General features: G+C 72.4%; 12 protein-coding genes. 2 read left to right on the forward strand and 10 right to left on the reverse strand.

Translation table 11 applies throughout. The features are described from left to right. Window positions 1–30 precede the first annotated feature (30 nt). Together JWN97_RS14350 and JWN97_RS14355 are read right to left on the reverse strand one after the other, a co-directional pair. Window positions 31–1,191 carry an acyl-CoA dehydrogenase family protein gene (locus tag JWN97_RS14350; RefSeq protein ID WP_297623830.1) on the reverse strand — a complete coding sequence of 387 codons (1,161 nt, stop codon included), beginning with the start codon at window positions 1,189–1,191 and terminating at the stop codon, window positions 31–33. A gap of 50 nt (window positions 1,192–1,241) precedes the next feature. Then, window positions 1,242–2,306: a hypothetical protein gene (locus tag JWN97_RS14355; RefSeq protein ID WP_297623832.1), complete on the reverse strand. Its 1,065-nt coding sequence runs from the start codon at window positions 2,304–2,306 to the stop codon at window positions 1,242–1,244. 23 nt (window positions 2,307–2,329) lie between these two features. Between JWN97_RS14355 and JWN97_RS14360 the strand changes: the two genes are divergently transcribed. Continuing rightward, window positions 2,330–2,779, forward strand: coding sequence for a VanZ family protein (locus JWN97_RS14360; RefSeq protein WP_297623835.1), 450 nt, complete (start codon window positions 2,330–2,332; stop codon window positions 2,777–2,779). On the opposite strand, the gene JWN97_RS14365 is transcribed toward JWN97_RS14360, so the two are convergent. Then, a complete protein-coding gene (locus JWN97_RS14365) occupies window positions 2,715–3,002 on the reverse strand; it encodes a PqqD family peptide modification chaperone (RefSeq protein WP_297623838.1) in 288 nt (95 codons plus the stop codon). The two genes, JWN97_RS14360 and JWN97_RS14365, sit on opposite strands and share 65 nt — an antisense overlap. Next, the gene (locus JWN97_RS14370; protein WP_297623841.1) at window positions 2,999–3,856 is read right to left on the reverse strand and encodes a nucleotidyltransferase family protein; all 858 of its coding nucleotides are present in this window, start codon (window positions 3,854–3,856) and stop codon (window positions 2,999–3,001) included. The genes JWN97_RS14365 and JWN97_RS14370 overlap by 4 nt, the downstream gene beginning before the upstream one ends. A 67-nt stretch (window positions 3,857–3,923) precedes the next feature. On the opposite strand from JWN97_RS14370, the gene JWN97_RS14375 reads away from it, so the two are divergent. Further along, on the forward strand, window positions 3,924–5,474 hold the full coding sequence (locus JWN97_RS14375; RefSeq protein WP_297623844.1) for a polysaccharide biosynthesis tyrosine autokinase: 1,551 nt from the start codon (window positions 3,924–3,926) through the stop codon (window positions 5,472–5,474). A gap of 22 nt (window positions 5,475–5,496) precedes the next feature. On the opposite strand, the gene JWN97_RS14380 is transcribed toward JWN97_RS14375, so the two are convergent. From JWN97_RS14380 to JWN97_RS14405, 6 genes are read right to left on the reverse strand one after another with little or no spacing between them, the layout of a single operon-like run. Further along, window positions 5,497–6,909 (reverse strand): sugar transferase, encoded by a 1,413-nt coding sequence (locus JWN97_RS14380; protein ID WP_297623847.1) that lies wholly within the window; start codon window positions 6,907–6,909, stop codon window positions 5,497–5,499. Between the two features lies 1 nt (window position 6,910). Next, window positions 6,911–8,020: a glycosyltransferase gene (locus JWN97_RS14385; protein ID WP_297623850.1), complete on the reverse strand. Its 1,110-nt coding sequence runs from the start codon at window positions 8,018–8,020 to the stop codon at window positions 6,911–6,913. After that, window positions 8,017–9,036, reverse strand: a complete 1,020-nt coding sequence (locus tag JWN97_RS14390; protein WP_297623852.1) for a glycosyltransferase family 4 protein — start codon at window positions 9,034–9,036, stop codon at window positions 8,017–8,019. The genes JWN97_RS14385 and JWN97_RS14390 overlap by 4 nt, the downstream gene beginning before the upstream one ends. Continuing rightward, a complete protein-coding gene (locus tag JWN97_RS14395; protein WP_297623855.1) occupies window positions 9,029–10,180 on the reverse strand; it encodes an O-antigen ligase family protein in 1,152 nt (383 codons plus the stop codon). Before JWN97_RS14395 ends, JWN97_RS14390 begins: the two co-directional genes overlap by 8 nt. Next, window positions 10,180–11,238 (reverse strand): glycosyltransferase, encoded by a 1,059-nt coding sequence (locus JWN97_RS14400; RefSeq protein ID WP_297623858.1) that lies wholly within the window; start codon window positions 11,236–11,238, stop codon window positions 10,180–10,182. The genes JWN97_RS14395 and JWN97_RS14400 overlap by 1 nt, the downstream gene beginning before the upstream one ends. After that, entirely contained in the window at window positions 11,229–13,502 is a 2,274-nt protein-coding gene (locus tag JWN97_RS14405) for an N-acetylneuraminate synthase family protein (RefSeq protein WP_297623862.1), read from the reverse strand. Before JWN97_RS14405 ends, JWN97_RS14400 begins: the two co-directional genes overlap by 10 nt. Between the last annotated feature and the right edge of the window lie 33 nt (window positions 13,503–13,535).

Here is a 13,535-nt window from a genome sequence, read left to right on the forward strand (position 1 = left end):
ACCCGGTGGTTGCGACGAGGAGAGCCCCCGTCAGGCGATCGCGCCGGCGTTGTCCTTGGCGAGCGAGCGCGAGATCACCATCCGCTGGATCTGGTTGGTGCCCTCGAAGATCTGCATCACCTTGGCCTCGCGCATGTAGCGCTCGACGGGGAAGTCGCGGGTGTAGCCGTAGCCGCCGAGGACCTGGACGGCGTCGGTGGTCACCTTCATGGCGTTGTCGGTCGCGACCAGCTTGGCGACGGAGGCCTCGCGGGAGAAGGGGAGCCCGGCGTCGCGGAGGCGGGCGGCGTGCAGCATCGTGGCGCGCGCGGAGACGACGGCGGCCTCCATGTCGGCGAGCACGAAGGCCAGGCCCTGGTGGTCGATGATCTTGGAGCCGAAGGTCTCGCGCTCACGGGCGTAGGCCACCGCAGAGTCGAGAGCCCCCTGGGCCAGCCCGATCGCGACTGCGGCGATGCCGAGGCGCCCGGAGTCGAGACCGGCGAGCGCGATGCGCAGGCCCTCGCCCTCGGCACCAAGGCGGCGCGAGGCGTCGACGCGTACGTCGTCGAAGCGCATCGTGGCGGTCGCCGAGCCGGTGAGGCCCATCTTGCGCTCCGGCGGGTCGGCGGACAGCCCCTCGCTGGCGGCCGGCACGAGGAAGCAGGAGATCCCGTTGCGGTCGTCGGAGGTGCGGGCCATCACCTTGTAGAAGTCGGCGTGGCCGCCGTGGGTGGTCCAGGCCTTGGCGCCGTTGAGGACGTAGGAGTCGCCGTCGCGCCGGGCCGTCGTACGCATGGCGGCGGGGTCGGAGCCGGCGTGCGGCTCGGAGAGGCAGTAGGCCCCGAGCAGGTCGCCGCTGAGCATGTCGGGCAACCACTCGGCCTTCTGCTCCTCGGTGCCGAAGTAGGCCAGACCGAAGCAGGACAGCGCGTGCACGGAGACGCCGACGCCGACCGAGGCCCACACCGAGCCGATCTCCTCCAGCACCTGGAGGTAGACCTCGTAGGGCTGGTCACCGCCGCCGAACTCCTCGGGGTAGGGGAGCGACAGCAGTCCCGCCTGGCCGAGCATGCCGAAGACCTCGCGCGGGAACGTCTCGGTGGCCTCCGCCTCCGCCGAGCGGGGGGCGAGCTCCTTGGTCGCGATCGCGCGCGTCAGCGCGAGCAGGTCGCGGGCCTCGTCGGTGGGCAGCTGGCGGCGGGCAGTCATGATCCGCACGTTACCGGCGTCTGCCGTGTGCACCCCAGCCGCGGCGAGGGTCAGGCCGGCGGGCGCACCAGGCCCTGCTCGGCCATCACGGCCAGGGCCTCGGCCACGAGGCCGGAGGCTCCGGGGTGCTCGCCCCAGAGCGCCTGCGCCTGCGCCACCAGCTCGTCGGGGGTGCTGGGGGTCGCCAGGGCCAGCCACACCACCACGCCGAGACCGGCGAGCACGTGGACCCGGTCACCCACCATCAGCACCAGCTCGTCGCCGTACTCCTCCGCGTCGGTCCACGGCGCGCGCGACCAGGCACCCGCCACCGGACCGACGACGGCGTCGGCGCCGAACGGGTGGTGGAGGTGCTCGACCGCCGGCTGAGGCTCTCGGTCGAGGAGCCCGACCATGTCGTCGACGCGGTCCGCGAACTCGACGTAGTCCAGCCCCCACACGCCCCCGCACGAGTCGATCGCGGTCGCCAGCCGGTGGATCGGGTGCTCGACCTGGACGAGGGTGGAGGTCTGCTCGACCATCTCGACGATCGCGCGCGGGGTGGGGACGGGGACGAGCCCGGCGTCGCCCGCGCCCCTGCGCAGCAGCACGATCCGGTGGAGGTGCGTGCGTCCGGGGGGCCGACGCAGGTCGAGGTCGTCGGGGGAGATCGACTGCTTGAGGCGCGGTGCCTCGAGGTCGGTGATGATCGACAGCGGCTTGGGGTGGGGGTGGACCACGAGCGCCTCGTCGATGGACACGGTCTCGTCGGAGAGGTAGCCCAGCCGAGCGGCCAGCAACGAGATCGCGGTGGTCTTCCCCGACCCGGACGGGCCGATGACTGCCAGCGCCCGCCCCTGGTCGTCGGCGACGGCCCCCGCGTGCAGGTTGATGCGGCGACCGGCCGTGGCGTCGAGGGCCGCCAGCGTGACGAGGGACGTGATCGCGTAGTCGCGCACGACCTGCTCCTCGGACGCGATGCCCGTGAGGTCGACGACGGTGGTGGACACGCGGTCGGTGACGGCGCGGCTCCACTGGCGACGCAGACGTACGGCGTCGGCACCGGTCACCGGGATGCCGACCGCCACCCCGAGGGCCTCGACCACGACCTCCGGCGTCGCTCCCTCGCTGCCCACGGCGACCACTCTAGGGTGGGATCGTGGCCGGGTTGCGCGATCGCCGTGTCGTGGCGGCCCTCGTCGCGGCGTACGGCGTCGCACTGGGCGTGCTCGTCCTCGGGCCGTGGGGGTGGGCGCTCAACCGGCTCACGGTGGCCCTCTACGTGCAGTTCCGCTACGACTGGCCGATCGCCCCCGACTGGGCCGTGCCGGAGCACTACGGGGTGCTGCTCAACGTCCTGCTCTTCGTGCCCGTGGGCGTCCTCGTCGCGCTGGTCACCGGCCGGGCGTGGTGGTGGGTGACGGTAGTCGCGGCGCTCGGGTCCGGGCTGGTCGAGCTGGTGCAGGGGCTGTGGCTGGCGCGCGTCAGCAGCTTGACCGACGTCCTGGCCAACACCCTCGGGGCCCTGGTCGGCGCGGCGGCGGTCAGTCTTCTCGCACGACCCGGATCGCGACGAGCTGGTCGATCAGGGTCTCGACGTCCTCGGTGACCTCGGCCAGGGTCGAGCCCGACATCGCGGCGGCGGCGGCCGTGAGCTCCTCCATGGTCCCGCCCTCGGCGAGGGCCAGCCACACCACGCACCCGGACCCCTCGAGCAGGATCGGCGGCCCACCCGGCACGCGGGTGAGGTAGGCCGTCGGCTCGCTGCCGCCGTCGAGGTCCTCCTGGCTGACCCAGGCGACGTCGTCGGCGATGCGGTAGCGGTGGATCATGAGCGCTTCACCCGCTTGGACAGCTCCTGGGCGGCCTTGCGCAGCCGCTGCCCCTGGCGGGCGCGGACCTCCTCGCGGGTGGGTGGCCTGCCCAGCTCCATCCGCAGGTGGTCGCGGTTGACCCGCATGGCCGCGGTGACCAGGTCGGCCTTGGCCCGCGCGGTCGGTGCTGCGGCGAGGCGGGCCCGCCACTCGTCCATCCGGCTGCCGCCTTCGGCGAAGTGGCGCCACAGCGCGTACGTCGGGTGGTCGCGGTGCAGGTCGAGCTCGCCGATGCCGGCCGCGAGGGCGACCTCGGCGTCGAGCTCGGCGGCCAGGGCGCGGACCTCGGCCTGCTCGGCCGGCTCGGCCGCGGTCCAGGCGTGGTCGACGTCTGTGCCCTTGGCCGAGCGGGCCGCGTGCAGCACGAGGACCAGCCGCTGCGCCGTCCGGTTGGGCACCCGGCAGGTCCAGTGGGCGATGGAGCGCTCGATGGCGCCGCGTGAGAGCACGTCGAAGGCCTGTTCCGCGTCGACCCCGATGCCCGGCCAGCTCACGTGGACGTCGACCCATCCCCAGTCGTCGTGCCACCAGTTGGCCGCGTGGGCGAACACTGAGCCCGTGGCGAAGTCGGTGCGCTGCTCCCACCCGATCGACTCGAGCGCGGCGATCAGCCGGGACAGGTGGCTGGGGCGCACCAGCACGTCGACATCGCTGGACTGGCGCCCCTCGGCACGCAGGCCCGGGAGCACGGCCGGCCCCTTGAGGTGCAGGAGCTCGATGTTGCGCTCCTCGGCGAGCTTCTGGACCACGGCGTGGGCGAGGTGCACGCGCGCGGAGATGGGCGCCGTCGGGACGTCTGCCTCGTCGCTCATGGGACCATCGTGCCAGCGTGTCGGCCGAAGCGGACCGCGAGCGGGGGACACGCCCTACACTCGCGCCATGACGTTCGGGGACTTCGTCCGGCTGAGCCGCGCCTATGTGTGGGTGCTCATCGGCTGCACGATCCTCGGTGCGCTCCTGATGATCGCCAAGACGACCCGCGAGCCGGTGCTCTACTCGGCCACCTCGTCCGGCCTCGTCCGCGTCGGCAACGCGGCGTCGGCCGGTGAGGAGCAGGGCAATGCGCAGCTCGCGGAGGACAAGGCGAACCTGTATGCCTTCCTCGTCTCCAAGACCCCGGTCGCCGCGCGGGTCGTCGACGACCTCGGGCTCGACGTGCCGCCGAGCGCCATCGCGGGCCGGTTCTCGGCGTCCGTGGACGCGGAGGTCAACGCCCTCACCGTCACGGCCATCGGCACCACGCCGGAGGAGGCACGCGACCTCGCGAACGCAGTGGTGGATGCCGTCGTGGTCGTGGCACAGGAGATCGAGACCGGCGAGGACAACCCCAAGCAGGCGCCGCTGACGCGGATCATCCCGCTCGAGGAGGCGCAGCTCCCCGGAGCGCCCTTCACGCCGGACTACCGCGGGGCGGCCATGAAGGGCGCCATCGGTGGCCTGGGCCTGGCCTACGCCGTCCTCGTCGCCCGCCGCCTCATCGACCGGCGGATCAGGACCACCAAGCACGTCGAGGAGGCCACCGGTGCCTCGGTGCTGGGGGTGATCCCGAAGGAGGACGCGCTCGGTCGCAGCCACCGTGGGGTGCGCGGCGACCTCGGTCGAGCGGCGGAGTCCTTCCGCCAGCTGCGCACCAACCTCCGCTTCGTCGACGTCGACAACGAACCCCGCAAGATCGTGGTCACCTCGGCTCTCGCGGGCGAGGGCAAGTCCACCGTGTCCTCCAACATCGCGCGCCTGGTCGCCCAGGCCGGCACGCCCGTCCTGCTGGTCGACGCCGACCTCCGCCGACCGATGATCGCGACGACGTTCGAGATCGACGGCGCGGTCGGCCTCACCCAGGCCCTCGCCGGCGACGTCGAGATCCGTGACGTCATCGTCGAGTCGGGCATGGCCAACCTGAGCCTCCTGCCGGCCGGGCGGATCCCGCCCAACCCCAGCGAGCTGCTCGGGTCGCTGCGGATGAAGCAGTTCATCGACGAGCTCGCGCAGGACTACCTCGTGATCCTGGACGCGCCGCCCCTGCTGCCGGTCACCGACGCGGGTCTGCTGTCGGCGTTCTGCGACGGGGCGCTGCTGGTCCAGGCGGCCGGGAAGACCCAGATCGACCAGAGCCAGAACTGCCGCCGGATCCTCGACCAGGTCGGCAGCCGGCTGCTCGGCGTCGTCCTCAACAAGGCGCCGGTCAAGGGCGCCAGCGCGATCGCCTACGGCGGTGCCTACGGCGGTGCCTACGGCGGCTACGGCGGCTACAAGGCCGAGAACGCCTCGCGCGAGGCCTACTCGACGGCCGGCAAGGGTCGGCGCCGGGGGGCGAAGGCCGACAAGGCCACGAGGGCCGAGAAGGCCGAGAAGGCCGAGAAGGCCGAGAAGGCCGAGAAGGCCGAGAGGGCCGAGAGGGCCGAGAGGGCCGAGAAGGCCAGCAGGTCCTGATCGGACCGGCGGTCGGTCGCGGTCAGTAGGCCCCGCGACTGGCCACCACGGCGGTGACCGTGCGCGCGAGGATCAGCACGTCCTGGACCATCGACCAGTTGTCGACGTAGTAGAGGTCGAGCCGGACCGTGTCCTCCCAGGACAGGTCCGACCTGCCCGAGACCTGCCACAGGCCGGTCATGCCGGGCAGCACGTTGAGCCGGCGCAGCATGTCGTCCTCGTACTGCTCCACCTCCGACGGCAGCGGCGGTCGGGGCCCCACCAGGCTCATGTCGCCACGTACGACGTTCCAGAGCTGGGGCAGCTCGTCGAGCGAGAAGCGGCGGATGAGCCTGCCCGGACGGGTCACCCGGGGGTCGTCGGTGCTCTTGAAGAGCACGTGGTCGCGCGCCTCCAGGGTGGCGAGCTGATCCTCGGCGTCGACCGACATGGATCGCAGTTTGAGGCAGGTGAACTCGACGCCCTCGCGACCCACGCGGCTCTGCCGGAACAGGGCCGGCCCACCGTCGTGACGCCTGACCCAGATCATCAGCCCGAGCAGCAGCGGCCAGATCAGGGCGAGGATGAGGAGCGACCCGATGACGTCGAAGGCGCGCTTGGCGTCGTTGGTCGCCAGCTGCGAGCGGGAACGTCCCAGGTGCATCAGGGGCAGGCCGGCGACGGGCCGGATCCGGATGCGCTCGCTGGAGACGTCGGTGACGTTGGGGGCGACGATGATCTGGACGTTGGCGTGGTCCTCGAGCTCCCAGGCGAGGCGCCGCAGCTGCGTGGAGGAGGTCACGGCACCGGCGGTGAAGAAGACGATGTCGGGTCCGTGCTCGTCGACGACGGCCCGCACCTCGTCGATCAGCCCCAGCACGGAGATCCCGGCCGAGGTCTGCTCCAGCCCGGCGTACTCCCGCGGGACCAGGCAGCCCATCACCTGGTAGCCGAGCCACGACTCGCGGGCCAGGACCTTGTGGATCTCGCCGATGTAGCCGGGGGCGCCCACGAGCAGCACCCGCTCGTTGAAGTGCCCGGCCACCCGGAGCCGCTGGATGATGCGCCGGGAGAACAGCCGCCCGATGACCAGCAGCAGCACGCCCAGGGGGAAGAACAGCACGAAGAACCCGCGGGAGAGGGGGTACTGCATGAGGAACGCCATCGTGGCGACGAGGGCCGCGGTGAAGAAGGACGCGTTGACGACGAGCTTGAACTCCTCGGTGCCGGCCCCGAAGACGTGGAGCTCGTAGGTGCCGAAGAAGGCCAGCATGACCAGCCAGGTGGCCACGAAGAAGACGCTGGCGAGGGCCGTGTTCTCCAGGACGTCGCCCGCGGTGGGGAAGATCGACAGCGTCACCCGGAACCGGATGGCCAGCACGGTCGCGGCCGCGATCATGACGAGATCGACTGCGCCGATCAGCCAGGGCAGCAGCTTGATGCCGTCGGGTCGCACGTCAGGTCGACCTTCCTGCGTCGAGCACGATCGAACGGATCCTTTCGATGAAGCGGGCCTCCCCGAAGTCCTCGGCCCGCGCCGTCAGTCTGTCACCGTCCCAGCCGTGATGGTCGGAAACAGCGAGCGCGGCGCTGATGTCCTCCGGGGTCGGCCGGTCGAAGAAGATCCCGGTCTCGCCCTCGAGGACGGTCTCGAGGAAGCCGCCGCCGCGCAGGGCCACGGCCGGCACGCCGAACGCCGCGGCCTCGAGCGGCGCCAGGCCGAAGTCCTCGTGGCTGGCGGCGACGAGCACGCCGGCGTCGGCGTACGCCGCGCGCAGCTGCCCGTCGCTCAGCCCGCCGAGCAGCCGCACGTTGTCGGGGAGGGTGGCGCGCAGTCGTGCCTCCTCCGGGCCGCGGCCGACCACGACGAGGCGCCGGCCGGTGCCGCGCACGGCCTCGATCACGGCATCGACGTTCTTGTAGGGCAGGAGCCGGGAGACGACGAGGGCGTAGCCGGGGTCCCAGCCGGCGAGCTCCGGGATCGCCTCACGCGGCGCGGCGGCGTCCATCCCGTGCGGCGGCGGCAGGAGCTCGGCGGCCCGGCCGTACGTCGTCGCGATCCGCTGCTGGACGACGCGGCTGTTGGCGAGGTAGACGTCGACCTGTCCGGCCTGACGGCGGTCCCAGCGCTTGAGGAAGGGCCGCAACGCCAGCAGCGGGGGGCCGAGGGGGGAGCGCCAGGCCGTGCCGCCGAGGTACTCGTCGGTCTGGTAGAGCCACCGGGCCGGGTTGTGGCAGTAGACGACCGTGCGCCCCGGGGTGGCGAAGCCGTGCGCCCAGCCGCTGCTGGAGGCGACGACGACGTCGGCGTCGACGCGCATCCGGGACGCGGCCGGGGCGAGCAGGGGCAGGGCCAGGCGGTGGTCCCGGCGCAGGGCCTCGACGCGGTTGAGCGGTGAGGTGCGGACGTCGGCGTGGGCGAACTCCGGGTAGGTCCCCTCGGGGTCGTAGAGCGTGGTGTGCACGGCGGCCTCGGGGAAGGCCTTCATCAGGGTGAGCACGACCCGCTCCGCGCCACCGCGCTGGGTCAGGTAGTCGTGGGCGATCGCCACCGTCGGTCGGCTCACGTGGTCCCCAGCTCCTCGAGCAACCGCTGGACGCGCAGCCGACCGGCCCCCGGGGAGTAGTGGTCCTCCCAGCGTCGGCGTGCGCGGTCGGTCACGTCGCGCACCTCCTCGGGGGTGGCGGCGAGGGCTCGCTCGACGACCCGCGCCAGGTCCGTGGCATCGCCGCTGGGGGCGATCCAGGGGTGGTCGGGACCGGCGACCTCGGGGAGCGCGCCGGCGTCCGACACGACGAACGGGATGCCTGCGGCCATCGCCTCGGCGACGACGAGGCCGAACGACTCGGCGACCCTGCTGGGGAAGACGGCGAGGTCGACCTGTGAGAAGAGCTCCTCGGGGGACACGCGACCCAGCCGGAGGACGCTGCTGCCGAGCGCTGCGAGGGACTCGATGACGGGGAGTCGCTGGTCCTCCGGGACCCAGCGGTCGTCCCCGGCGACGACGAGGCGCAGGTCGGCCGGTGCCCCGGAGATCGCCTGCGCCAGGAGGTCCAGGCCCTTGTCGGTGGACAGGCGGCCCAGGAACCCGACCGACGTGCGGCCGGTCGGCAGTGGGAGCCGGGCGACCTCGTCCGTCCAGTTCGCACAGACCGTCGATCCCCGAACGCCGGACGACAGGAACGCCGACGGGGTGAGGATGCGTTCGCTTCGGGCCGTTGCCACCCTCAGCGCCACCCGCTGGGCCCGGGAGCGTGGCAGCTGGTGCAGGTGCACGACGCGGCGCGCCCGGCCGGCCGTCGCGAGAGCCGGAACCAGCCCGTGGCACCACAGGAGGCCAGTGCGCTCGGCACGGTCCCACGCGCGGAGCCGGACCAGGTGGTCGCGCCGGCCGTCGGCACGGATCGCCACCACGTCGGCCCCGAGGGCGGTGGCGGCATCGAGGACCTCGGTGGGGGCGTCGGGAGCCACGACCGTCACCGGGTGCCCGAGCGCCAGGAGCGCCTCGGCGTGCCGCAGCAGCATCTGCTCACCGCCGCCGAGGTCGGGGTTGTTGGCGGCGAGGTGGATCCGTTCAGCCATCGGGCGTGCTCTCGGGCTCGGGGTGCAGGGCACGGCCGAGGGCGAGCGCGACGGCCACGGCCATCGGGGTGTCGAGCAGCACCTCGCCGAGGGTGATGGCCATGACGGCCACGCCGATGAGGCTGGCCTGCGCCCCCGCCGCGGCCATGTCGCCGGCACGCGATCGCTTCGCGAGGCGGAGGAAGGCGAACGCGATGAGCGCGAGCACGAGAAGCAGTGCGCCCCAGCCGCCTTCCTGCCGGACGGCGAGATAGCTGTTGTGGAAGAAGAACTCCAGGTCGCGGATGTTGACCCGGGCCGTGCCCGGGCCGTGGCCGAACCACGGCGCGTCGGCGAGCTGGACCCGCTCCTGGGCGATGATGCGGTCGCGCAGAGCGTCGCTGCCGGAGCGGTCCGAGAAGGGACCCAACGTGGTCAGGCTCTTGGGGATGTTGTTGACGATCCAGACCATTCCGGCCGCCAGGGCTGCGCCGCTGACGGGGCCGAGGCGGCGCCCGAGCAGCACCCAGACCAGTGCGAACGCGCCGGCCAGCAGTCCGGTGCGCGAGTAGCACAGCAGCAGACCGGCGACGATCGGGGCGGCCACGGCCAGCCGCACCTTGGTGCGGTCGTCGCAGAAGAAGACCGCGAGGACGCCGAGGACGGCGAGGAAGTAGGCACCGGCGTTGGGGTCCGACAGGTAGCCGGTCAGACGCCCGGAGTACGAGCTGGCGCCGAGACCGACGACGCCGAGCCCGATCACGGCGATCAGTCCGGCGGCCAGCCCGGCACCGACGGAGCGGGTCGAGAGCCTGCCCGTGCCTCCGGCCCAGATGAGCCCGGCCAGGATCGAGACGTGACCCACCCGGCGCGTCCAGTCGACGTGGTTGGCGAGGCCGGAGTAGATGAGCAGCACCAGCACTGCCCCGAGCAGCAGCACGACGGCGCTGGGCAGCCTGGCCCCGCCGCGGGCGGGACGGAGCACGCACAACCCGACGAGCGCCGCCATAGCGAACTCGTTGAGCGGGAAGCCACTCACCTCGACCGACCGCAGGGGCAGGATCGCCATCAGCACGAAGTCGGTGATCCGGATCTCCCGGGCCGCCTCGTCCGCGCGGTCGACCGTGCGGTCCGACAGGTTCCACGGCGAGTCGATGCGGGCCATCAGCGCGCGCCCGTCGAGGCGTACGTCTGGGCGATGCGCGCACACATGTCGGCCACGCTGGGCCATCGGGTCAGGCCCGAGCGAGCGGCCGGGTCGAGGCCCTGCGCCGACAGGGCAGCGGCCACGGCGCGAGCGTCCTCGGCGTCCACCAGCGACGTGCTCGGCAGGATCTCGGGGTTGCCGCCGACGTCGCTGGCGACGACGCCCATCCCGCGGCCGGCGGCGTCGAGGAGGGCGTAGGAGCAGTTCTCCCAGACCGAGAGCATGGCGAGCACGTCGTGCTCGGCCATCGCTCGGTCGGGGTCGACGAAGCCCGGCAGGGCGACGGTGTCGGCCAGGCCGAGGCGTGCGACCTGCGCTCGCAACGCTCCCTCCTCCGGTCCCTTCCCGGCCAGGGTGAGCCGTGCCTCCGGGTGGGAGTGGTGGAGCTTGGCGAAGCCGTCGACCAGGGCCGGCAGGCGCTTCTCGGGCGAGAGGCGCGCGAGGGACAGGATCCGGAGGCCGGCTGCTGATGGGGCCGCCGCCGGGTCCACGTCCACGCCGTTGGGGACCACCACGACCTGGCGTCGTGGGTGCCACTTCTCCCGCATCGCGTCCGCGGTGGCTCGGCTGACTGCGATCGCCGCGTCGAAGCGCCGCAGCCGAGCGGTGTGCGCCGCCGCCATCAGGCGGGTCTTGGCGTCCGAGCGGTGGTAGACGACGTCGTCGCGGGCGATGCCGTGCTCGGTCGTCACCAGCCGCGGCCCCCGTCCCGCCGCGAGGGCGACGACGATGTCGGCGTACGCCAGGTGGCTGTGCACGACGGCCGGCTGCTCGCGGCGTACGACGTCGCGCAGCGTGGTGACCGACGCACGCAGCCCGTGGTCGGGACCGAACGGGCCCTCGACGACGTCGGCGCCGAGCTCGCGCAGCCGCGCGGGCAGGTCGCCGGGCGGGGTGAGGACCACCAGCCGCCAGCCCGGGATCCCGGCGCGGGCGACGTCGAGCACGTGGCGCGCCACCCCGGCCAGGTCGCTGACCGGCACCACCCACAGGGCGGTGGGTGCGGTCAGAACCATTGCTCCAACCGCTCGAGGGCGATCCAGAAGCCCTCGCCGTCGTTGACGTGTCCCTGCCAGATCTCGGGGATGAAGCTCACGCCCGGTGACATCGCGTCGAGCTGTCCGGCGAGCACCGCCCAGTCGATCTCGCCGTCACCGACCTGGACGCCCTCGCCGTCGACGCCCGTCGCGTCGACCAGGTGCAGGTGCTCGGTGTGGGGCGCCAGCAGGTCGGTCGCCTCGGCGAACGACATCCCGAGGTAGTTGGCCGAGAGCTTGGAGTGGGACACGTCGAAGCAGAGCCGACGGGCGTAGCGCTCGGCGAACGCGGCGGTGTCGCGCGGGTCGACGAAGAGGTTGCAGTAGAGCTGGCCGCCCATGTACCACGGGTAGGGCGGCAGGGTCTGGGCGCACAGGCGCACGCCCGAGTCGTCGATGCGGGCCAGGCCCGCGGCCACCCGGGCGTACATCGCCTCGCGCTCGGCCGGGGAGACGAAGGCGTCGGTGGTGAAGCCGCCGAGGCTGGCGACGATGACCGGGCCTTCGACATCCGCCTTGTCGTCGGCCCCCCGGGTGAAGTGCTGCTGCATCTCGCGGGTCGTGTCGACGACGCGCTGGAGCTCGCGGATCGAGCGCTCCCAGTGGTCGTCGTCCTCGGAGGCGAGGTTGAGCAGGAAGTCGCCGGCGAACAGGTCGGGGGAGTGCGTGGTGAAGCCCATCGGCAGGCCGTCGGGGTAGGCGCCGAACACCTCGGCCACGGGCAGGTCGAGGTCCTTGTAGGAGAAGTGGAACTCGAGGAAGTCCGGGGTCGTGTCCCGCGTCATCGCCTCGATGTCGTGGTAGCGCGTCGCGAGGCCCCACGGGCGCCGGAAGTCGTAGGCCCGCCCGCGCGGTGCCGCATCACCCAGGTCGGTGGCGTAGAAGAAGTCGCCGGGGTCGAGTGCGCGGGTCGTCGTACGCCCGACGAGCTTGTCGTAGGCGTTGGGCTGCAGCCCGCGGCCGGGGCTCTTGATGTCGATGTCGGCGTCGGTGAGGAGCTGGCCCACCTCGATCCGCCGGGTCGCGACCAGGGACTTGGCGAGGTTGACGCGGTTCATCATCTCGCCGGTGGAGACCGCGCGGGGCGCGGAGGTGCCCAGCGCCTCCTCGACCTCGCGGACGCGCTGGACCATCTCCTTGAACTCGCCCGGCAGCAGGCTGACCTTGTGGTCGTTGCCCTCGAGGTCGCGGTCGACGGTGAAGTGCTTCTCGATGATGCGGGCGCCCAGGGCGACGGCGGCGAGGGCGATGTGGAAGCCGCGCTCGTGGCCGGAGTAGCCGACGGGTGCCTGGGTGAGCTCGGCCAGCCGGGTCAGGTAGGCGAGGTTGACGTCCTTGAAGGGCGCCGGGTAGGTCGACTGGCAGTGCAGGAACGCGTGGGCGACGCCGGTGCTGCGGATCAGCTCGACGGTCTCGCGGATCTCGCCCTCGGTGGACATGCCGGTCGAGATGACCATCGGGGTGCCGCTCGCGGCCATGTGCCGCAGCAGCGCGTGGTTGGTCATGTCGGCCGACGCGACCTTGAGCGACGGCACGCCGTAGTCGACGAGGCGGTCCACGCTGACCGGGTCCCAGGCGGTGCACATGACGTCGACGCCGACGTCGCGGCAGTGGTCGAAGACCTCGAAGAGCTGGTCGGCCTCGAGGTTGTACTTCGCGAGCAGGTCGAGGGTGTACTGCGGGCCGAGGTCCTCGCCGCCGGAGCCCGAGGAGCCCTGGCGGTAGAGGGACTCCATGTCGCGGAGCTGGAACTTCACGAGGTTGGCGCCGGACTCGACGGAGAGGTCGACCAGCTGCTTGGCCAGGGACACGTCGCCCTGGTGGTTGATGCCGATCTCCGAGATCAGCAGCGTGGGCGCGTCCGGGCCGACGACGTGGCGGCCGATGCGGAGCTCGTCGGCGCGGTTGATCGCGACCGCGACGAGGTGACCGCGCTCGTCGACCAGGGCGACGTGGTCGATGCCGGAGCCGAAGGCGTGGGAGATCTCCGCCGGGCTGCTGCCGATGGGCAGGCTGCGGGGCGAGGTGTTGGCGGCCTCGATGGCCGGGACGTCGACGCTGAGGCTGGCGGCGCCGCTCACCCAGCGGCGGAAGTCGCCGTCGGACAGCACACCGTCGAGGTGGCCGTGGGAGTCGACGAGGAAGATGACGCGAGCCTTGTTGGCGGTGATCTTCTCCAGGGCGCGCAGGACCGGGTCGCCGGAGTAGACGACGTACGGCGTGAGGTCACGCTCGATGATCAACGCGGGGGCCTTCCGTGGGCGTGCGAACTGGAC

This window comes from Nocardioides sp., from assembly GCF_025965415.1.
Lineage (GTDB): Bacteria > Actinomycetota > Actinomycetes > Propionibacteriales > Nocardioidaceae > Nocardioides.